The sequence below is a fragment of the Salinihabitans flavidus genome, assembly GCF_900110425.1.
GTDB lineage: Bacteria > Pseudomonadota > Alphaproteobacteria > Rhodobacterales > Rhodobacteraceae > Salinihabitans > Salinihabitans flavidus.
On record NZ_FODS01000019.1, the window covers coordinates 12,124 to 33,417 of the forward strand.

Annotated in this window: 13 protein-coding genes and 2 tRNA genes; 5 read left to right on the forward strand and 10 right to left on the reverse strand. The window is 61.3% G+C overall.

All coding sequences use genetic code 11. The features are described from left to right. The first annotated feature begins 37 nt into the window (after positions 1-37). Together BMW66_RS14305 and BMW66_RS20075 are read left to right on the forward strand one after the other, a co-directional pair. Complete coding sequence (locus BMW66_RS14305; RefSeq protein ID WP_093119514.1) at positions 38-1,831, forward strand: CHASE2 domain-containing protein; 1,794 nt, start codon at positions 38-40, stop codon at positions 1,829-1,831. A gap of 196 nt (positions 1,832-2,027) precedes the next feature. Beyond that, positions 2,028-2,429, forward strand: coding sequence for a hypothetical protein (locus BMW66_RS20075; RefSeq protein ID WP_139196184.1), 402 nt, complete (start codon positions 2,028-2,030; stop codon positions 2,427-2,429). Between the two features lie 116 nt (positions 2,430-2,545). Here BMW66_RS20075 and BMW66_RS20765 read toward each other — a convergent pair whose 3' ends face one another. From BMW66_RS20765 to BMW66_RS14345, 7 genes are all read right to left on the reverse strand, one after another. Further along, complete coding sequence (locus tag BMW66_RS20765; RefSeq protein WP_175483258.1) at positions 2,546-3,763, reverse strand: SH3 domain-containing protein; 1,218 nt, start codon at positions 3,761-3,763, stop codon at positions 2,546-2,548. A 597-nt stretch (positions 3,764-4,360) separates the two neighbouring features. Further along, on the reverse strand, positions 4,361-5,251 hold the full coding sequence (locus tag BMW66_RS14315) for a dienelactone hydrolase family protein (RefSeq protein ID WP_093119517.1): 891 nt from the start codon (positions 5,249-5,251) through the stop codon (positions 4,361-4,363). A 383-nt stretch (positions 5,252-5,634) separates the two neighbouring features. Next, positions 5,635-7,221 carry an ABC transporter substrate-binding protein gene (locus tag BMW66_RS14320; RefSeq protein WP_093119518.1) on the reverse strand — a complete coding sequence of 529 codons (1,587 nt, stop codon included), beginning with the start codon at positions 7,219-7,221 and terminating at the stop codon, positions 5,635-5,637. Positions 7,222-7,546: 325 nt separating this feature from the next. Continuing rightward, positions 7,547-9,679, reverse strand: a complete 2,133-nt coding sequence (locus BMW66_RS14325) for an urea transporter (RefSeq protein ID WP_175483259.1) — start codon at positions 9,677-9,679, stop codon at positions 7,547-7,549. 96 nt (positions 9,680-9,775) lie between these two features. Beyond that, on the reverse strand, positions 9,776-11,203 hold the full coding sequence (locus BMW66_RS14330) for a type III PLP-dependent enzyme domain-containing protein (protein WP_093119521.1): 1,428 nt from the start codon (positions 11,201-11,203) through the stop codon (positions 9,776-9,778). After that, positions 11,200-12,381 (reverse strand): ATP-grasp domain-containing protein, encoded by a 1,182-nt coding sequence (locus tag BMW66_RS14335; protein ID WP_245729489.1) that lies wholly within the window; start codon positions 12,379-12,381, stop codon positions 11,200-11,202. The genes BMW66_RS14330 and BMW66_RS14335 overlap by 4 nt, the downstream gene beginning before the upstream one ends. Before the next feature lie 155 nt (positions 12,382-12,536). Next, a tRNA-Ser gene (locus tag BMW66_RS14345) sits at positions 12,537-12,624 on the reverse strand. Positions 12,625-13,106: 482 nt separating this feature from the next. On the opposite strand from BMW66_RS14345, the gene BMW66_RS14350 reads away from it, so the two are divergent. The 3 genes from BMW66_RS14350 to BMW66_RS14360 all read left to right on the forward strand — a co-directional run bounded on the left by BMW66_RS14350 (position 13,107) and on the right by BMW66_RS14360 (position 18,212). Continuing rightward, entirely contained in the window at positions 13,107-16,268 is a 3,162-nt protein-coding gene (locus BMW66_RS14350) for a hypothetical protein (protein ID WP_093119524.1), read from the forward strand. Beyond that, positions 16,269-17,129, forward strand: coding sequence for a sulfotransferase family 2 domain-containing protein (locus BMW66_RS14355; protein WP_093119526.1), 861 nt, complete (start codon positions 16,269-16,271; stop codon positions 17,127-17,129). A 99-nt stretch (positions 17,130-17,228) separates the two neighbouring features. Then, positions 17,229-18,212 (forward strand): O-methyltransferase, encoded by a 984-nt coding sequence (locus BMW66_RS14360; protein ID WP_093119527.1) that lies wholly within the window; start codon positions 17,229-17,231, stop codon positions 18,210-18,212. Positions 18,213-18,250: 38 nt separating this feature from the next. On the opposite strand, the gene BMW66_RS14365 is transcribed toward BMW66_RS14360, so the two are convergent. The 3 genes from BMW66_RS14365 to lon all read right to left on the reverse strand — a co-directional run bounded on the left by BMW66_RS14365 (position 18,251) and on the right by lon (position 21,267). Next, positions 18,251-18,325: transfer RNA gene (locus tag BMW66_RS14365), tRNA-Val, on the reverse strand. Between the two features lie 19 nt (positions 18,326-18,344). Further along, positions 18,345-18,698: an HU family DNA-binding protein gene (locus tag BMW66_RS14370; RefSeq protein ID WP_245729490.1), complete on the reverse strand. Its 354-nt coding sequence runs from the start codon at positions 18,696-18,698 to the stop codon at positions 18,345-18,347. A gap of 160 nt (positions 18,699-18,858) precedes the next feature. Continuing rightward, positions 18,859-21,267 (reverse strand): endopeptidase La, encoded by a 2,409-nt coding sequence (lon, locus tag BMW66_RS14375; RefSeq protein WP_093119531.1) that lies wholly within the window; start codon positions 21,265-21,267, stop codon positions 18,859-18,861. Between the last annotated feature and the right edge of the window lie 27 nt (positions 21,268-21,294).

Consider the following 21,294-nt stretch of genomic DNA (forward strand, 5'->3'; position numbering starts at 1 on the left):
GTTCCGGCACGCAAGGTTTGTCACCGGAGCGGTCGTGATGCTGGTGAGCTTGGTGATCACCCTTTGGCATCCCGGCGATCGGAGCGCGTTCTGGCAGGGCATCGAAGGGCGTTTGCTTGACGCTCGGTTCCTCTGGCGCGGACCAGTGGCGCCCCCGGACGGTGTCGCCATTCTCGCCTTCGACGATACCGCTGTTGCTCGACATGAGGCGTTTCCACCATCCCGATCGGCTCTGGCCGCCGCTGTGGTCGCAGCTACCGAGGCCGGTGCGCGGGCAATTGCGCTCGATTTCCTGCTGGTCGAACAGCGAGTTGGCGACGCAGACCTTGCGGCCGCGCTGTCCGGGGTCGACGCTGTCCTGGGCGTGGCGGAGGCATTGCCAGACGCGCCCCTGCGTGTTCTCGACGACGGAGTCTTCGCAGTTTTGGTCGCCTCCGATCCAGGTAGTCTGCTTCCTGCCTTGGGACCGGCGGATACGCTGCGCGGTGTGGCAGCCCTCGGACACGTGATCGTTCGCCATGATGCCGATGGAGCTGTGCGCAGGTTTGATGCAGCGCGCGCCCTGAAAACCGCAGACGGCATCGTATGGTACCCATCGCTTGCCATCGCGACCTTGACAGGCGTCGATGGCGCTCTTGACCTGCGGATGCCATCGTCGCGTATCAGCGGGCGCATGAATATCGGAGAGACCACCATCGCATTGGACAGGCAGGGCGCAATACCCCTGAATTTCTATGGGCCGGCGGGCACGATCCCGACATTTTCCGTTGCCAATGCCGAGGACGCGGACCTGAAGGGAAAGACTGTATTCCTTGGCGCGACGGCGACCGGGTACGGAGATCGGCATGCCACGTCATTCGATGCTGCGTTTCCCGGCGTCGAACTGCATGCAACGCTGGCGGCGAACGTGATCGCGCAACACTTTCTGCGCCGAGACGCGATGGCATGGATGTGGGACGTCGCACTTGCGCTCATGGTGGCTGTGGCAGGTTTCATCGCGGCCGGATTGGACAGACCTTGGCTCGCGAGCCTCACGACCATCGGGGTGGTGGCGGCAACTGCGGCTGCGCTGCAAGCCGCGTTCATCGCCGGGTGGTGGCTTGACGGTTCCACGGCACTCCTTTCCCTTCTGCTTGGGGGCGCGGCCGGCGTCGGACTGCGGCTTCTGGAGCATCGGCGCCGAGCGGCGAACCTTGCACTTTACCAGTCACCGTTGTTCGTCGAACGTCTTGCCAGTGCGGCCGATCCCCGCTTCGAAGCAGGGGCTCGACCCGCAGTAGTCCTCTTTGTCGATGTCGAGAAGTTCACCACGTATTCCGAAAACCTCGGCCCAGAAGGCACCGCCGACTTTCTGCGCATGTTTCATGGCCTTGTCGAAGAGGCCGTGGATCCGTTGGGCGGGATTATTGCGCATTTCGCAGGAGATGGTGCCATGGTCGTCTTCGGATTGCCGGAGCCCGGTCCGGATGACGCCATACGCGCCTTGCGCTTCATAGAGGCGCTCTACGCGGCCGTTGATGCCAGCACGACCTGGCCCGGCCTTGGATTGCGGGTGGGCGGGCATGCCGGTCCCGTCCAGACCGGGGTGGTCGGCGGCAGGCGCCACAAACAGTTGACTGTCAGCGGCGACGTGGTCAATACGGCCAGTCGCCTGCAGGATTTCGCCAAATCGCGCCAAGCGGCCCTCGCACTTTCCGGTGCACTTCTACAGTCCAGCCAGGAGGCTCTGTCTTGGGCCGAGAAGGCCGGGCTGCGCCCTGCCGGTCAACACAAGCTTCGCGGTCGTCTTGAACCGATTCAAGTCTGGACGGGCCCTCCCCCCTCAACGTGACAGGCTAGCCAACGGCGGTCGGTTGGAAGCCTGAAGGGACACCTTTCGCCGCATTGTTAGCCAACGCACGCCCCGGACTCTGTCAGACGGAACCGGCTTGAGTTGACCCCACAAAGTGGTCCTGTTCTGTCATGGTCGGCGGGACGCCTGCCCCTAAACCTCCTACACGTTCGGTCTCTGTTTTAACTGAGAGCGATTGGAACAGGGCCGGAAGCCTGTCAGGATAAAAACCGAAAGCATTAATAAAAGGAAAATTACAACCAAACCGAAAGCGACGCGGTTCACCCGACCAGAAAGGCTCGACCTCGGGCGGTCGATCGTAGGGCTGCGGAATGACCTCTTGGCCGAGCACCTTGGTGTAAAGAAAGCTGTTCTCGAAGTGGAGGTAGAGCGCGCCGGAGGATCCCTGATCCGCGCTATTGAAGCGTTGCGATCAGATGGCAGATCCCTCGTGCCATTTGAACCACCGGAGTTGAACGCAGCGGAAGCCACGCTGCTGGATCAGAACCAACTTCTGGACCCGGAGCAGACTTCCAGCCGCTGGAGAAGCGTTCGACGATGGCTGCGCAGCTTGCTTTCAGCGACTCGAGCAGATTGAACCGGATTCTAGGATGGGCGCGCCCAGTGAATGACGCCAACTGTTTGACCCCTGCGCAACACGGCCACCTGCCTACGGGAAAGGGGCGCTGATCACCCCGATCCCAAACTGACGGCTTAGTCGCAGTCCTGATAGTTCGATGCCATGCAGACTTGCGAGCGTCGCTGCGCCTCTGATATCTGGTCTTGCGTCATACTGCGCGCAACGTTCTCACGGTGATCAACCGCTATTGTCGCACCGTTTTCAGTGGCCATGTCGAGCCACATATGTGCCTCGACACTGTCGAGCTCAACGCCCAAGCCCTCGGCATACATCACGCCGAGATTGGTCTGCGCGTGGGCGTATCCCTGCTCAGCGGCGTCACGATACCAGCGTACGGCCTCGTCGAAATCGAGCTCAACGCCAAGGCCTTCGGCATACATCACGCCAAGGTTGGTCTGCGCGTGGGCGTATCCCTGCTCGGCGGCGGCACGATACCAGCGTACGGCCTCGTCAAAGTCGCGCTCCACGCCAAGGCCCTCGGCATACATAACGCCAAGGTTAGTCTGCGCGCGGACGTATCCCTGCTCGGCGGCGGCACGATACCAGCGCACGGCCTCTTCGAAGTCGAGTTCAACGCCAAGGCCCTCGGCATACATAACGCCGAGATTGGTCTGCGCATGGGCGTATCCCTGCTCGGCGGCGGCACGATACCAGCGCACAGCCTCTTCGAAATCAAGCTCCACGCCCAAGCCCTCGGCATACATAACGCCAAGGTTGGTCTGCGCGCGGGCGTATCCCTGTTCGGCGGCGGCACGATACCAGAGTACGGCTTCTTCGAAGTCGCGCTCCACGCCAAGGCCTTCGGCATACATGACGCCAAGGTTGGTCTGTGCGCACGCATCCCCCTGTTCGGCGGCGGCACGATACCAGCGCACGGCCTCGGCAAAGTCGAGTTCAACGCCAAGGCCCTCGGCATACATGACGCCCAGATTGAACTGCGCCACGGCATTACCCTTCTCTGCAAGCGCCGTCCACGCAGGAGGCAATGTGAATGCCCGGCAATCATGGCTGTCCGGTGCTTCATCGACCACCGGAGCTATCAGGTTTGAACTGACCCAACCCTCCTCGCCATCCCGTGAAATCAGGCACCAGTTGGTCGCCGCGCATTCGACGATGCCGACCCGTTCGCCGGGGTCAAGAGTGCCGACCACAGCGCTGTCCACGCCCGGTCCGCCTCGAATGTTCAGCCGTGTATTCGCAGTGGCGTCGAGCGCCCATGCGGACAACGGAGAGACGAGCAGCGCAACCACGGGAAAGCCCAAACGAAGGGAACTGAGTACGGAAAATGCCATGATATCCAACTTTGGTTGACTTTGGGGAAAGGTCCATGCCGCACAAAGAACAGCTTGGGCATGATCGGGCGATGCACGCTTGAGGCGATACTCGCTTGAACGGCATCCGCCGTCTCTGCGTCGCGTTGAAAGAGGGTCGCGCGATGGCGGCCGTCGGTCAAGCACTATTCGCCCTCGGGGACTCCCCCTCTCCACTTTGTGACCGGCCGCCATCTCGGCCAGACCTGCTCGCACAGCGCGACCCTGCTCTTCATCGTGTTGCACAGACCGCAAAAGGCGGGCTTCTTCGGCATTGGTTGGGTTCTTTGCAAAGGGGACCTCAGCTTGTCAGGGCCGACCGAAAGGAGGTTTTCAGACGGTGATCGCAGAACTCTGTTGCCAGCAACAACTGGAAAGACGTCGCAACCTGAAGCTCCGGAAACGGGCCGCGCTTGATCGATGGGATTAGCGTGCTGTTCGTGATCGCCTGCCGGCTGTCGCGGAGAGCGCGGTTGCACCCAACACATGGCTTGCACGTACGCTCAGGTTCTCGCGGTCGAGATCGGGCTCAAACAGGGAACTGACATCGGGGCCGAGCCCCGGCAACCTCGTGCGCGTTCAGCGCATGGCAGTCCGGCCATCGGCGATGTGGCGACGGAAGAATGCCAGCATCTCTGTCCGGGTAGCGGCGGCCGCCTGCGGGTTGTAGCCCACCAGATTGCCCATGTATCGCTGGATCGGGATTCTCAGATCAAAGGAATGCGCCGCGTGCGGGTAAATCGTGACCGAAAGTTCCTGTCCACGGCCACGGAACCGGCTGCACTGGTCGGGGGGAACCCAGTCGTCCCGCCCACCACCCAGAACAAGCACCGGGGAATGCAGATCAAGCCGCGTGCCCCCGGCAGCGCCGCACCAGGGGTAAAGCGCCACCACGCCGCGGAATCCCTCGCCGCCAAAGCGGCTGGCGGTGCGCGACAGCGCCGAGATCAGGGCGACGCTGCCGCCATTGCTCTGACCGACGAGAAAGACGTTTTCGGCATCGACAAAGGACTGGTTGCGCAGGAACTGGAGCGCGGCAAAGGCATCATGCGTGCGGTAGTCGCGCGCGCGGGACAATTCGCCCAGGCTGCCGCACACCCGCCCGCCGGCCCGGTTGCGGGTGCTGAAGCTGTCGAGGTTGAGCACCACAAAGCCATTGCTGCTGATAAAGCGCGCGTAGGCTTCCAGCGAAGCCAGCACTTCGGGCTGCCAGCCGCCGCAACCGTGCATGAGGACCACGGCGGGCACTGGCCCGCGGGTATTGGGGCGATGCAGGCGGGCGGTCAGCACCGCGCGGTCGGAAGCGGTGCTTTGCAACCTGACCTGCTGCGTTGCGCCCTGCGCGCCAGCCTGTTTTGCCATCAACAGCACCATGACCAACGCAAGCACCACGAAGTGCCGCATCGCGCTGGCGTGCCCTCCGGCTGGCGCCGCTGCGCGGGAGTGAACGGGGCAAGAGTGCTCGACCATATGCTGTTCCTGTGCCTGTCACGGACGATTGCCGCATTGCCCGCAAAGGCGCGACCAAGGGGTTACAGACACCATGCTAGAACAAAAACTGTCAACACCGGAGCAAAAATCGGGCTGTTGGGCGGCGCAAGCGCAGGCGAGCGCGGGATCACTATTCCTGTCTCGCGGGCTAAGGGCGCGCAGCCGCGCGTAGCTGCCTGAAATATTTTGTTTTGGATCAGGTGGTTAACCCTGCCCCAGGGTGCGCAGCCGTTCTGTCGACAGGGCCGCTGAAGGCCGGCACATGACATCTGGGCAGCCTCGGCGAGTTCATGCCGGAATCTGCGAGGAAACAAAAAAACGGGCGGCTTGCGCCGCCCGGACTTGTGTGAGGTCGCCGGCCCTTATTCTGCGGGCGGCATGGCCAGATTGTAGTACATCTGGATCGGCCGCTGCAGGCCCATGATCCCCGCGTTGAAGGCGATCGGTTCGAAGAACTGGCCAAGGATCGCGAAATGCGCCCCGTCCAGGATTACATCCTGAACCTGTTGCGCGGACTGGGCGGCGGCTTCGTCGGTTTCGGCCAGAAGGAAAGCTCGCCGCAGCGCGGCCAGTTCCGGCGTGTCGGGCCAGCCGATCCAGCCGGTTTCCGGATCGCCCGAAAAGGCGATGCGCAACGGATCGCTCAGATCATCAGCGATCCACCAGGTATGGAACATGTTCCACACCTCGCCCTCGTCGGCGGTGCGGATCACCCGGCGTTCGACAAGCTCGGTCCAGGGCATGGGCCGATGGTCGACATTGATACCCAGCTCCTCGAAAAGCGACAACGTGACGCCGGTGAAGGCCGAGATAACGGGGCTGTCCACCGGATCCATGATCACGACCTCGGTGCCGTCATAGCCGGCATCGGCAAGCATCTGGCGCGCCGCCTCGACATCGCCGCCCATAAACCCGCTCGCGCGCTCCTCGACCGAATAGGGCGTACCACAGGGATAGATCGAGCGGCAGGTCTGCCAGTAATCCTCGTTACCGAGCGCGGCACGCATGTAGTCTTCCTGCGACATCGCCATGAGCACGGCACGCCGGATATCCGGATCATCGAAGGGCGCGACAAGGTGGTTGAAAACCGCCATGCCGACATTGCCGCTGGGGTCGGTCACCTCGAGGATCGCGACCTCCTGATCGGCAAAACGGTCGATCACCGAGGTCGAGGGCGATTCAAAGAAATGGATGTCGCCCGCAAGCGTTGCTTCCACCGCCTCTTCATGCGTGTCGAAGAACACGAATTCGATCCGCTCCATGAAGGGGATCTTGGCGCCCGCGGTCAGCGACGTGGGTTCCTCGCGGGGCACATAGTCGTCGTTGCGGATATAGACTGCGCGGCGTTCCGGATCCCATTCGTCCAGCGCAAAGATGTACGGGCCGGAGCCGGTGGGGTCGGTGATTGGCTGATCGGCAGGCGTGGCCGCGATGCGGGCGGGCATCATGAATGGCACATTCGACGACATCTTGCCCAGCGCTTGAAGCATCCGCGGGAAAGGATGACTCAGCTCGATCGTGAAGGTTCCGGCGTCTTCAGCGGTGATTTCCTCGACCAGTTCGAACAACGCCTGACCCACGCCATCGCGCGCCGCCCAGCGCTGCAGCGAGGCCACGCTATCCGCTGCGGTCACGTCTGTGCCATCGTGCCAGCGCAGTTCGGGGCGCAGGGTGAAGCTCCACAAGAGCCCGTCCTCGGATACGCTCCACTCGGACACCATTTGCGGCTGGGTCTCGAAATTCTCGTCCATGCCGAACAATGTGTCGTAGACAAGATATCCGTGCGAGCGCGTGATATAGGCCGTGGTCCAGATGGGATCGAGAAATTCGAGGTTTGCATGGGGCGCGGCGCGAAGCGTCTGCGCATTCGCCGCGCCGGTGCTTCCAAGGGGCGCAACCAACATGGCGACCCCCATGACGAGGGCGGTAAGTCCTGGCATTCTTGACATGAAAATATCCTTCGACGCTGTGATGAAAATCTGCCCGCAGCCGCGCGCCAGAGGCGAGCCAGATCAAGCCGGTGTTCCTCACGCTAACCGGGCAGCGCTTCGGCGCACTAATCTCGCTCAGTTTTTCCGAAAAACATGTGGAGCCTTCGATCATCTGGTTCGGCCTACCGAAAGTGGGGTGCTGTCCGACAGTCCTCGATGTCCGTTTCGCTACTCTCAGCGGTACATCGCCACGCGCCTCCCTGTGGCTTGTCCTGGCCTTGTCACTCAAGTTCTCATTCGGGCCGGGTCCTCATTGCGGCGCAGGCGGTTTTCCGGTCGCGTTCTACATGCTGCGAGGCTCGAACGAGGCATTGACGTAGGTGACGCTGCCGCGGGGAAAATCTGCCACGATGCGCGCCGGGCCGCGCAGAGGGGCCACCGTCATCGTGCAACTGAGCGGCAAACCGGGATAGCTCTTTAGCGGGCGCGTGCGGATCACAAGCTCCGGATTGGCTGAATCCGGGACGGCCACACACTCGCACTGCACAGCGACGAAGACCTGCACCTCGAAGGGCGACAGGAACTTTCTGAGGTACTGCATGGTCCGCAGTTCCGTCAGTGGCAGAATATCGGTCCACCGCAGGCCCGGCTGAGCGCAGAAGGGGATCGATGGCGCGGCGACCATCGCCATCGCCATCGACGTTCCGGGCGTGCCTTGTATACGGATCACACGTATGGCGTCGGCGTCCAGCTTGTACTCGACCTCCGAACCTTCGCTGGTGGCATTCACAAAGGTTCCGTGTGCCGTCAGGCGCGATTCCAAGGTGATCGAGCCGTTGGAGACAACGAAATCCGGGACATCGCCATTGGTGGTCACCGCAAAGATCGAGCGCCCCGGTCCGAGTCCGGTGAGCAGTTGGTACACCGCCGGATTGGGCCTGGCACTCTCGACGGTTTCGCCCTCGCTGGGCGTTCCGGCCGCATGCCAGATCCGGGTATTGCCGCTTTCGCCGCCGAATGTGTGGTAGTTGGCAAGTCTGAACGGTTTGGTCGGCGCCCCGGGCTCGCTGCCCGCCTGCACCTGCATGTGCAGATGCGACACCGTGGAACGCCCGGAATTGCCGACGGCGCCCAGATATGTCGTGTAATCGACCCATTGTCGCGGCGCGACCGCTATGGACCCCTGCATGAAATGAGCCAGCAGCACATGATTGCCCGCACCTGTTCGCAAGACCAGGTAATTGCCCCAGTTGTCGCCATAGTTTGCCTTGCCCGGCGGATTGTCTGCGACATTGTTGCGTGTTTCCACCACCTCTCCTATCGCCGGGGAATAGACGGGTTCGCCAAAAAGCGAGGGGCGTCCGCGCCGCTCGCCCGGAGCGACCAGAGGGCGTTGGAAATCCAGTGCATGTTTCCAGGCGCCCCGATGACTGGGCTTGCTGTCGAAACCCTGAACCACCGCCACCGGGCCGACGAGCGGAATCGCCAGCAGTTCCCCCTGCTCACCCCAGCGCCTGCGTGTCCACGCATCCTTGATCCAGGCGTCCTCGGGCCGCTCGAACCAGTCGAGATTGCGCCGCAGACCCGGCGCAAAGGCCGGGTTGTCCAATGCCAGAATGCCGCTGATGAGTGTGAGACCGAAAGGGATGGGGAAGTAGACAATTCCGGACGGTCCGGCATAGACCCTCAGAACCGCCGCGAAGAGCGCGCAGATCATCCCGGCAAAGGCAGCGATAACCATCCCGCGCAGGCCTGGCAGGAAGAATACCGCGCCGAGCGCCATTCCGGACAAGAAGAAATTGTAGGAAGCCGGAGGCCAATACGGATCCAAGCCCGAGGTAACGAGTCCCATCGAAGTCAGCGCACCCACAATCCAGCCGATCATCCCAGCAAGGAACATGGCCGGAGACCAAACGAATATAAGGACCGAGATCACCGCGCCCGACAGAAGCCAGGGCGAGTAGAGGAACCCGCCCATGGTCTTCAGAAAGACGCCGGGAAGGTCGATGAAGCTGACCACTTCGACCACGGGCCACCCGAAATACTGGGCCGAATTGCTCATTCCATGGGGAAGGAGGATGGCCATCATCGCCGCCAACACGGTGTATGGCAGGATTATCGGCGGCAGCGAGGTGTTCCTGAGCAGGCGGCGAAAAATCAAAGTGAAATAGAGACCCACGCACAGCGCGCCGAACATGATAACCACCTGCAGCAGAAACGGCAGGTTCATCGGACCCATCAGGAACGCCGCGGCCAGCGAACACAAGAGCGCGTTCGCGCGCGTCAGGGGGCCAAAGGTGGCGACGTCTCCGCGCGCCATGATCTGGCTGATGATCTCGACAATGCTCAGCGCGAGAAAGGCCACGACCGCCATAAGCGGTTCCTGCAGCAGCAGGATCCACATTCCCGCGCCAACCCAGGCCGAACCGATCAGCAGGATCGATGCGAGCGGGCGCAGGTAGAGCTTGGCCGCCACGGACATGATCTGCCGGGGTGTCGGGAACTGGTTCTCGGTTGACGAAGCTTCCAATGGGGGGCTTTTCCTGTTGCAGCGTCCGGGCGCGATGCCCGGTTAGCCGGAAAGATGAGCAGGCAGCATCTCGGCAGATTCGATGTCGTCAAGCGTTTCCTTGCGGCGAATCTGATGCACCTTACGGTCCGTACCGATCAGAACCACCGCCGGGCGCAGGTAGATAAACTGCATCGACTGATCGAAATTATAGGCTCCGACCGGGTGGAATGTCAGGTGATCGCCGGTCTGCAGGCGAGGCAGGTCGACGTGATCGCGAATGACGTCGATCTCCATGCACAGGCACCCCAGAAGCCGGGTCGGCACAGGAAGGGATTCCACGCGTCGGCACGGATAGGGCTGGATGGCGAACCAGTTCGCAGTGAAGAGCAGATGGACACCCGCATCAAGCACATAGCTGAGCCTGGCGGTGTCCGACAGCAGCATCTGTTCCTTGACGACGATCGAACTCAGCGACTCGGCCGGTGCATCGGGGCGCGGCCCGCCCTTGACCGCGACGATCGTGGTCGCCAGATAGCCGGCCTCGTCCACAAGGGAGCGCCCCGCTTCCAGCCGCAGCAAAGGCCTGTCGCGCTTTGGCAACGCGTTCAGCTCAGTGGCGATTGCGTCGGCGTAATCCTCGATCGGCGGAACCACGACCTCGGCGGGCCCGATCATGCCGTGTAGCAGACTGTTCGAGGGAAAGCCGCCGCCAAGGTTCAGGCAAGGCACCAGACGACCGGTGTCGTCGGACAGGTTCTTGCGCAGGCCCAGTAGAATCTGCGTGGCCACGCCATAAGTCTCGGGATCAAGAACATAGGTTCCGACATGGCAATGGATCGTGTGCAGCCGAAACCGGGGGTGGCGAATGATGCGTCGGGCCGCCTGCTGCGCTTCGCCATTTGTCAGGCTGAAGCCGAACTTCGACCAGATCGGTGCGTGTCCGGTGGTCACCCAGACCCTCATTCCCACGTCGAAGGTGCCATCCAGTTCTTCGGCCAGATCCTCCACGACGGCCAGCTCGTCCCAGCTGTCGATCTGAATGAGCGCCCCTTCTTGGAGGGCCATCTTCAGCGAAGAACGGCTCTTGTAGGGGCCGTTATACACGATCTGGGACCCCTCATATCCGAGTCTGCGCGCCTTCTGGTACTCGAAGTCGGAAACCACCTCGGCAATCCAGCCTTCATCCTTCATGATCTTGCAGATCGCATCGAGCCGGTTGGTCTTGAACGACCAGGCAAAGCTCGTCGTCTTGTAGCGAGAGGTGAAGGCTTCGCGAAAATGCCGCAGCTTTCTGTGCAATGTGGCTTCGGAGAACACAAATAGCGGCGAGCCGTGATCGCGTAAAAGTTCGACCACGGACACGCCGTCGATCATGTCCAGCACTTCCCCGGCGGTTCCGCGCGACAGGCGGTTGCGATCGGCCGCAGCTTCGATCGGCAGCCTGCCGAGCTCGCTGGTGATCGTGGGGCCCTGATAGGCGTCGTTCATGAAGTCACCGGCTTTCTGATCTGTGGTTCCCCGGCATCCGGAGCGGAGTGTCCGTCATCGGCGGCAAACTCGGTTTCGCCATGCGTGATTATCCTTGCGACATCACCAATATCGGCCACCACGTCTTGGGAGTGGCGAAAGAACATCTTGCCCGCCGGCACTTTGCCCGGTGCGCTAACCGCGAGCCCGAGCGCCCGTTCGGCGACATAGGCTGGCATGTTGCATCCGGCCTTGGCCGGAAAGGAGATCCAGGCGGGGAATCGCGGGTTGATCTCGAACAGGTGATGCTCACGCCCGGCTGGCTTGACCAGTTCGATCTCGAACGGCCCATCCCATTTCAGCTCCTTCACAAGCCGTAGCGCGATGTCATTGACCACCGGGTCTTCGATCACCACACCGCCATAGCCCTTGCCCAGCTTCGACCGCAGAAGCTTGCGCACGGCGCAGTGGCAGACCAGCCCGCCCTTTCCATCGCCGACACCGGCGACACCGTATTCTTCGCCATAGATGGCCTCCTGCACCAGCACGGGCGGCCCCCAGACGGCGCAGATTGTGTTGTACGCGACATAGAGCTGGGCCTCGTTGTAAACGAGACGGGCGTCATAAAGCGCGCCTTTCACATAGCAGGGATAGCCGATCCGCAGCGCATGACCCGCAAGCGTCAGGGGATCGTTGGCCGCGAAGGTGCGAGGCACCGGCACATCGGTGCGCTTGCCCAGAAGGTCGAGCACTGGCTTGGCCCGGGCCTGCAGCGAGGAGCGTGAAGGCACGGCCACCTTGATCCCCAGTTCACCAAGGCTGGATCGCACGGTGAGCAGGTTCTCCAGTTCGGAGTCGAGGGTCGGGATGATCAACGACAGGCCTTCAATCTCATGAACTTCCCGCAAGCGCTTGAGCAACTCGCCCGGCCCGGCCACCGGATAGGGAAAGAGATAGGCCGCATCGACATGGTCCCGGTCGCGGGAATAGAGTCCCGTTTCCATCGCGTCATAGCTGATGCCGATGAAACGCGCCTGGTGTTCATTGCGTAGCGCCGCGCAACCTGCGCAACCGAGACCCCGGAAACCCGCGCCTGCGCGCAGATCGACCGCTTCTCCTCGTCCGACCAGACCCGCTTCTTCTGGCCCTTCTTGCCCGCCATAACCAACCTCAAGATGTCCACTATCGATGGTGGACATCTAGCAGGCACTCCATCACCCCGTCAGTGCGCCGAGACCGGACGGATACGTTTCTTCTGACAAAGCCGTCTCTGATCCACCCAACGTCGCACAAACAGCGCAAACACGGAAGAAATTTCCGTGCGTTCCCATTCTATTTCAACGCGTTATGTGGATGGCGGAGACGATGGGATTCGAACCCACGAAACCTTTCGGTTTACTCCCTTAGCAGGGGAGCGCCTTCGACCGCTCGGCCACGTCTCCGCGGACGGGTATATCCGCGCGAGCGATGGATTTACAAGGCCAAAAATTCAAAGTGTGGGCCGGGGCCGGCCTGCCTGCGAACTCCGGTTGCCTTCCGGAACCGGAGGTGGCTGTGCACCCGCGTCTGGTGTCCCAAAACCTCCCTGCGCGTTGGTCACGCATCACACTCACCGCCCGATCATGCAACTCCGCTCCGCTCAATCGTTGGCGAGCGGTTCGGCCCCGGCGGCGGTCGCGCGGCCGGCCCCGCTTGCGGCCCTCGCGGGCGTTCTCGCCGGGTTGCCAACGCCCGCCCCCTTCTGTCCCGCCTGGCAGGCGCCTGGATCGTGGGCAGAACCTGCCGCCGCGGCGCTACAGCACGCAAAAGCATTGCGTTCCCCTGAGCGGTTTGCCAAACAGTCCCTATTCATGACTGCATCAGGAAACTGAATGCGCTCTCCGATGCGGCGACGTGTTTTATAGCTTCAAGAGGCTCGATTTTCATGAAATCCGGAATTTTTCTTCCAGAACTGGTTCGCAAGACCGCCGAAGGTATTCTCGATCGCTACGACACACTCGTCGCGAACCTTCCTGAGGCTCCCGGTGTCGCTTGCTCAGGGCCGTCAAAGCTTGACCCGCTGAACGCACCGGAGGGCTACAGCGACCTCTACGACGATGTCGCAAGGTCCCGGGATCTTTCGATCATCGCCGACCCGGATCTGCATTTCACGCTCTACGGGCGCCAGCAAGGCAGAGCACTGCTGGCCCGGATCCCGACAGACTTGAAACGGGTGGTGATAATCGCGCCCTCTTACCGCAAACAGTGTGGTATCGGCGAATACGGGCGCTACCTGTCCACAGTCCTCAAACGGCAGGTGGATGAGGTGCATGTGGTGCGGACGTCATCGGCGGCGATCGAGTTGGGCACGGATATCCTCGATGGGGCGCTGGTGCTCGTCAATCACGGCCCGGGCCTGTTCGACGGCCTGAACCCGAGGCTTTCGCAGGGGGAATCGACCACGCTTCTTTTGCAGAATCTTGACCGCATCGCACGCGACTTCGGCGGCGTGCCCCTGATGATCCATCATTCCCTGCTCGACACCGACCAGGACCTCCTGTTCTCGCGGCAGCAGCAGATTTTCAGTTCCGACATCCCGTCCACCGCGTTCATTTCATCAGCCGGGCGGCACTTCTTCATTCCGACGCTGGAACTTGGCGTCTCACCGGTCGAACTACTCGACGATGCCAATGGGCACCGCGACACAGGAGACCGAGACATGCGGCCCGAGGTTGTGGGGTTCTTCGGATTTTTCCAGTATGGTGGCAAGGATTTCGACAGTCTCTTTCATCTTGTCCGCGAACTGCGTGGGCGGCTCGTGGGCTCGGTCGCGACTTCGAACGCGGATGAGTTGGCACGGTTCGAGGAAACGCTCAGCGCGCTCAACCTGCCTCATGACTTGGGGTCCGGGTGGGTGAAAGACACCGAACTGCTCGAACGCCTTCAGGATGCGGATTACTTCTACCTGCCGCAGAACGACTATGATCACTGGAACAACTCCGCGACGGCGCGTTTCGTGACCAATCTGGAGCGCCCCCTCTTCCTGCCGCCCCATCACCCTTTCCTCGACATGGCCGACGGGTCGATCTTCGCGTCCAAGGAAGACCTGCCGCGCATCGTCGCGCACTTCCGCGAAGAGGGGCATTTTCAGCAGGCGGTGAACCGCGTCCGCGCGTTCCGCAAACGCGCCGACATGGCCAATACCGCGAAAGCCTTGCGCACAGAGATGGTGGCGCGCACGGCCTCCATCGGGCGCGAGTTGCTTGAATCGCCTTCGGCCTGCTCGGCCGAACGCTTCCTGGAATTGCCCGAGTCGGCTCGCCCCGCCTTTGCCGAAGTGCTGGGGGCAGCACCTGACGCAACGCTCGAAGAGGTTCTGCCGCATTTGCCCGCGCTCTACCGCGCGCCGGCCCCGCGTCAGTATTGGCGCAAGCATTATGAGCTTGGCGACCTGCTGCATGGCACACTGCTCGAAACCATCCATGATACCTATCTTGCCTGCGCCAAGCGCCCTGTGCGCTTCGCCGAACTCATCGACGCGCTTGCAACCACGCTTGACGAGACCGATCCGAACCTCTGGCCCTTCGCAACGACCGCGCGCGCGGCGATCCTGCGCGCCCTCGAGGAGAAGGGTGGACTATTCCATGATCCGGAGATTGTTTTCCTTGAAAACGGCGCCCTGACCGAAGACTGGCGCGCATTGCTCGATCCCGGGCGCATCGAGAGTTTCGTCACGGAAAAGGCAAAGCGGCGGGCACGTATCAGGGACGTTGCAAAGACCCGGCCCAAGCGCCGCCCGGCCGTCACGAACATGGCCGAACTCCTGGTCATTCCCGCCGAGATGTTGCAAGACCGATCCGCACCAATCGACCTTTCGGAACTGGACCTCGCGGACGTGCAATCGGCCCGCCGCCCCGCGCAGCGCCTCAACCGGCTTGTCGCGCAGGCCAACGCTGTCGGATTGTCACTGGGCGAGCATCTGGTTTTCGACCATATGCAGGTTCCCGAAATCGACCCCTCTGGCACGGAATATGCGCTGGAGGATTTCATCTTCTTCCAGGGCGATATGTTCCTCCTGAACGCGGTGCGGCGGATCGACAAGCGCGACCCCTATGCCCTTGAATCGCTAACGCTGACCTCGATGCTCAACACGCTTGGCATGGAAGCCGTATTGCGCCACCTTCTGATTCGTGCCGAAAACCGCGTGGAGATCGTGAACTTTGACGAGGGGCGCAAGCTGGAGGCCGAAAGCGATTCCTTCCGCCGGTTCATGGACGCCGCGCGCGACCCGCTCTGCGGGCTGATAGAAGCGCGCAACGCCTATGAGATGCAGAAACGCCACAACACGCGGTGGTGGCTGGCCAACAAAGCGGCCTGCGACGCGATATGGCAAGACTGCGGCGCCAACTCCGGGTTCTTGAACCTGATCTATGCGCTGTTGTCTGAAAGCCCCGCTGAGCGTGCGAATCCGTCCACAAGGCACCACAACCCTTCCTGGCAAATGGATCGGATGGGCCGCTTTCACCGCAAAGTGGACGCGGAGCGAGACGGGATATCGCTTGAACCCGGGAAGTCCCTGAAAATTGCGCCAACCATGGCTGCGCTCTTCGAGCAAGCCAGTCTTGGGTTCTTTCCCGTCGAACCCGCCGGTGTCTGGACTAACGGGCTCTCAGGGTCGGTTCAACTCTCGCTGGAAGCCCCGGCTCTCGAAGGTCAAGACACATTACAGGTGCAGGTTGGTGTCTTCGGCTCCGCCCATTTCGACACTCCGCGGGAAATGCACATTTCACTGATGTCGTCGCAAACAACGGCACTGTCGCTCTTCGAGCGCAAGCCGGTCGAGCACACGCCCTCGCTCGACATCACGCGCCCGGTCACCAGGGACGAGGTGATCACCGTGGATGTTCCACTCCGCGATCTGCCGGGTCCGGGGCTTTACACGCTTCACCTGGAGATCGACCAGGTCACAAGCCCCGCCGCCATGGGCGTGTCAGAGGATAGTCGAGAGTTGGGGATTCTGCTGAAATCTCTATGCCTCTGTGTCACAGACGACTCCGACAAGGAAAACCAAAGCCAAGATCGAGTACTGCAGTACGAAGGAAAATAAATGGCCACCCTGATAAACAAAAAAAGAAAGACGATATTCATCCATATTCCAAAATGCGCTGGAACGACGATTTCAACCGTTTTGATGAAAAACGCTCCCGGGGAATGGGTACCATCAAGCAAGATAGAGAATATCGATGCGTTGGTTTCGAAGAAAATACAAAGAAACAGGGATAAGGTCTGGTCGGACCATGCAAGATACATGGATGTCGCGGCTGCAATCGGAAAAGAAGAAATCAAGGATTACAAGGTCTTCACGGCAACCCGCGATCCTTGGGACAGGGCCTTGAGCACCTACCACTTTATCAGAAGATTTGATGGCCCTTTGATAGCGGAACTCCTTCGGGGCATGACATTTTCGGATTTTCTGTTCTACTACAGCAAGGTGGGAGCGGCCCCGCAGGTTGACTGGCTCACGGATGAGACCGGGGCCATCGCGGACATAGACCTATTTGACAACGCAGAGATAAACGGTCGGATGGCCGAATTTCTGCTTGAAGAATTCAATGCCGACGTGCGCGATACCCGCGAAAATGTATCGGTTCGCAAGGCGAAGGATGCCAGCTCGGATACTGACTTTGTTGGAAATGTAGCCGCCAAGATATTTGTCACGACATATGAACGGGATTTCTCTGATCTTGGGTATGATAGGTTCGAGAAAGGTCCGAAACATACTCGGGGGAAAGGTGACTTTCCGATCGTTTCCGAATCCGGATTCGTGTCCGAGGCCGCATTCTGGGACTCCCGGAACCTTTCGGACGACAGCGCGCTGACAGAAGCGTTGGGGCAATACCGAGATATGCGGGAAAAGAGTACTTTGAAACTTCTCGACCTGTATGATGCATCCCAAAGGCGCAGGTGATCGAGGCGATGGAGGCCGCCGAAGATCGCGGTTCGGATGCTTGGCGGGCCATGTTCAGGGCAGATCGAGCGATATGCCGGACACTGGAAAGGCAGACAAATGCGCTATCACGTCATGAAGGTGCAAAACCTCTCACCACTGTTTCGCGGGCTTCGGTTGAGCGGCAAACAATGGCTGGACAGGCAGGCCCCCGGGTTCACCGGCACGTTGCGGCTGCTGGGGCCGGAGGCGGGCGCGATAACGCCGGTTTTGCGTGATCGCACCGGGGCTGTGATCGAATGCGCGTGGCAGCACCCCGATCCGCCGGATCCCGGCGATCTGGCGATCCTGCGGCAACCACCGGAAAATCGGCTTCTCCTGCAGGGCCGCTTCGAGTTTCCAGAGGTCGGCCCGCTTGAGATCGTGGACAGCACCACAGACACCATTCTGGCAACCCTGACACCGGGCATAGCGTTCCCCGACCATATCTTCGACCTGTTGGAGGAGACCCGGCTCAGTGGATTTGCCCCGCTCGGGTTCGCCAATTTTGTCGAGACCGGCACGCTATTCGGCCATACCACCTTGCATGCGAGCTACTGGTTCGATCATGTCACGACGATCGAGCTGTCGGAAGTTCTGCATGCGCAGGCGTTGAAACATCTGGCCCACCGGCCGAATGTGACATGTCTGCAGGGCAACTCCGCGGAGCGGCTTCCCGAGGTCATCGCGGGACTGGAAGGGGCATCGTTCTTCTTTCTCGATGCCCATTGGAGCGGAGACAACTCGGTCGATTGGGGCGCCTCGAATTTTAAGGGCTATCCGGCAGAAACAGCCCGCATTGAAGACCCCTCCCTGCCCGAGGGAGAACGTCAGGTGCCATTGCTGTCAGAACTGCGCGCCATCGCGGAGGGCCACACCGGCGCCGCGCTGGTGCTGATCGACGACTGGCAGACGCCCGGGCTGAAGGATGCGAATTTTGCCGGTGAAGACTGGAGTCACATTGACCCCGCCCGCTTGATCGACTGGATGGCGGCGCACCCACGCACCCATGCCCACTTCCGCGCAAGCTGGAATCGCTATGTCTGGCAGCTCGACCCGGCCTGATCAGGCCGGAGTTTCGCGGCAATTTCAAAAGGATGGAATGGTGGGTGATAGAGGATTTGAACCTCTGACATCTTCGATGTGAACGAAGCGCTCTACCACTGAGCTAATCACCCGGTGCCGCGCTAATTAGCGTTACTCGGCTGGCTCTGCAAGAGGCTCTTGCCCGCTTTCAACAGGTTTTTTCAATGGCTGCCGAACGCGTGCGGTCATCACCATGCCATTGGATTTTTCCTTGGTGTTGGTGACCTTCATCTTGCCGAAATCACGCAGGTTCAGATCGCGTCCCTCCGCGAGCGCCGCCCCGAGGATCGCCAGCGCTGCCTCGATCGCCGGTTTCGCATCGCGCTTCTTGATGCCGCTGCGCTCCACCACCATCTCGACCAGTTCCGGGTTCTTCAGTTCCGGCGCGCTCACCTCAGGTGCCTGATCGCGCACGACCACAGGCTCCGGCGCCGGGGCCGTCTTCGCCGTACTGCTGGCTCTCACACTCGTCTTCTTTACCGTTGCCATACCACTCTCGCCTCTTTTTTCGCTCGGTTTATGGCGGCAAGCTAGCATAGCAAGGAGAGTCAGGCCAGCATCGCGTTTCAGGCATGCAAATGGGGCGCCCTTTCGGACGCCCCCTGATGCGGTCGCGATCCCGGGATCAGTGCGCCGTGGCGCCCTGCCCTTCGCGGGTTTTGAGCGCGGCCTCCGCGGCGGCGGCCTCCTCGGCGGCCTCGTCCCATTCCACCGGCTCGGGCATGCGCACCAGCGCCAGCTTCAGAACATCCTGCACATGCGACACCGGAATGATCTCGAGCCCCTCTTTGACATTGTCGGGGATCTCGGTGAGGTCCTTCTTGTTCTCTTCGGGGATCAGAACCGTCTTGATCCCGCCCCGAAGCGCGGCAAGGAGCTTCTCCTTGAGCCCGCCAATCGCAAGCGCGTTCCCGCGCAGCGTCACCTCGCCGGTCATGGCGATGTCCTTGCGCACCGGAATACCGGTGAGCACGGACACGATGGATGTCACCATCGCCAGACCCGCACTCGGCCCGTCCTTGGGCGTCGCGCCCTCTGGAACGTGAACGTGAATGTCCATCTTTTCGAATTTCGGCGGCTTGACTCCGATCTGCGGCGCAATGGACTGCACGTAGGACGACGCCGCGTCGATCGACTCCTTCATCACGTCGCCAAGCGTGCCGGTGGTTTTCATCCGGCCCTTGCCCGGCAGGCGCAGCGCCTCGATCTGAAGCAGATCGCCCCCCACGCTGGTATAGGCCAGCCCGGTGACGACACCCACCTGGTCCTCCTGTTCGGCCAGACCGTAGCGGTATTTGCGCACCCCGAGAAACTCGCTGAGGTTGTCGGGCGTGATCACCACCGTCTCGACCGACTTGCGCACGATCTTCGTGACCGCCTTGCGCGCCAGCTTGGCGATCTCGCGCTCAAGGTTCCGCACGCCCGCCTCGCGGGTGTAATAGCGGATGATGTCGGTCAGCGCCTCGTCGGTCAGTTCGAACTCCTTGGCTTTCAGACCGTGGTTCTTCACCTGCTTGGCAATCAGATGCTGCTTGGCGATCTCGCGCTTTTCATCCTCGGTGTAGCCCGCCAGCGGAATGATCTCCATCCGGTCGAGAAGCGGCCCCGGCATGGTGTAGCTGTTCGCCGTGGTCAGGAACATCACGTTGCTCAGGTCGTATTCCACCTCAAGATAGTGGTCCGAGAAGGTGCTGTTCTGCTCGGGGTCGAGAACCTCCAGCATCGCGCTGGCCGGATCGCCCCGGAAATCCTGTCCCATCTTGTCGATCTCGTCGAGCAGGATGAGCGGATTGGTGGTCTTGGCCTTCTTCAGCGCCTGAATGATCTTGCCCGGCATGGAGCCGATATAGGTCCGGCGGTGGCCGCGGATCTCGGATTCGTCACGCACACCGCCAAGGCTGATGCGAATGAACTCGCGCCCGGTGGCCCGTGCCACCGACTTGCCAAGCGACGTCTTGCCCACGCCCGGAGGCCCGACAAGGCACATGATCGGCCCCTTGAGCTTCTTGGAGCGTTGCTGCACCGCGAGGTATTCGACGATCCGCTCCTTGACCTTCTCAAGGCCATAGTGGTCGTCGTCGAGGATCTTTTCGGCGCGGCCCAGATCCTTCTTGACCCGCGACTTCACGCCCCACGGGATCGACAGCATCCAGTCGAGATAGTTGCGCACAACCGTGGCCTCGGCGCTCATCGGCGACATGTTCTTGAGCTTCTTGAACTCGGCCTCGGCCTTCTCGCGCGCCTCCTTGGAGAACTTGGTCTCCTTGATGCGCTCTTCCAGCTCGGCCAGTTCGCCCTCGCCGTCCTCGCCATCGCCCAGCTCGCGCTGGATGGCCTTCATCTGTTCGTTGAGGTAATACTCGCGCTGGGTCTTCTCCATCTGCGATTTCACGCGGGTCTTGATCTTCTTCTCGACCTGAAGCACCGACATCTCGCCCTGCATCAGGCCATAGACCTTCTCCAGACGTTCGCTCACGCTCAGGGTCTCCAGAAGCTCCTGCTTGCGGTCCACCTCGATGCCCAGATGCCCGGCCACCAGATCGGCGAGCCGCGCCGGATCGGACGATTCGGACACCGCCGAAAGCGCCTCTTCGGGGATATTCTTCTTCACCTTGGCATAGCGTTCGAACTCCGAGGACACGGTGCGCAACAGCGCCTCGACGGTGGCGGCATCGCCCTCGCCTTCGGTCATCCGCTCGGCCTTGGCCTCGAAGAAGCTTTCGTTTTCAACGAATTCGGTGATGCGCACCCGGCTCTGACCCTCGACCAGAACCTTGACGGTGCCATCGGGCAGTTTGAGAAGTTGCAGCACGTTGGCCAACACGCCAACGCGATAGATTCCATCCTCGGCCGGGTCGTCATCGGCAGGGTCAATCTGGCTCGACAGCAGGATCTGCTTGTCGTCCGACATCACCTCCTCAAGCGCGCGCACCGACTTCTCGCGCCCCACGAACAGCGGCACGATCATGTGCGGAAACACCACGATGTCACGCAGCGGAAGCACGGGATAGGATGTGTTGAGTGGCTCTTGCATACTCGGTCCTCATATATGGCAGGACAG

Bases quoted from the DNA above. Each gene is read 5' to 3' on its own strand.
- BMW66_RS14320 (WP_093119518.1), bottom strand. From the start codon at position 7,221: ATGTCAAGAATGCCAGGACTTACCGCCCTCGTCATGGGGGTCGCCATG.
- lon (WP_093119531.1), bottom strand. From the start codon at position 21,267: ATGCAAGAGCCACTCAACACATCCTATCCCGTGCTTCCGCTGCGTGAC.
- BMW66_RS14305 (WP_093119514.1), top strand. From the start codon at position 38: ATGCTGGTGAGCTTGGTGATCACCCTTTGGCATCCCGGCGATCGGAGC.
- BMW66_RS14335 (WP_245729489.1), bottom strand. From the start codon at position 12,381: ATGTCCACCATCGATAGTGGACATCTTGAGGTTGGTTATGGCGGGCAA.
- BMW66_RS14360 (WP_093119527.1), top strand. From the start codon at position 17,229: ATGCGCTATCACGTCATGAAGGTGCAAAACCTCTCACCACTGTTTCGC.
- BMW66_RS20765 (WP_175483258.1), bottom strand. From the start codon at position 3,763: ATGGCATTTTCCGTACTCAGTTCCCTTCGTTTGGGCTTTCCCGTGGTT.
- BMW66_RS14330 (WP_093119521.1), bottom strand. From the start codon at position 11,203: ATGAACGACGCCTATCAGGGCCCCACGATCACCAGCGAGCTCGGCAGG.
- BMW66_RS14315 (WP_093119517.1), bottom strand. From the start codon at position 5,251: ATGGTCGAGCACTCTTGCCCCGTTCACTCCCGCGCAGCGGCGCCAGCC.
- BMW66_RS14355 (WP_093119526.1), top strand. From the start codon at position 16,269: ATGGCCACCCTGATAAACAAAAAAAGAAAGACGATATTCATCCATATT.
- BMW66_RS14350 (WP_093119524.1), top strand. From the start codon at position 13,107: ATGAAATCCGGAATTTTTCTTCCAGAACTGGTTCGCAAGACCGCCGAA.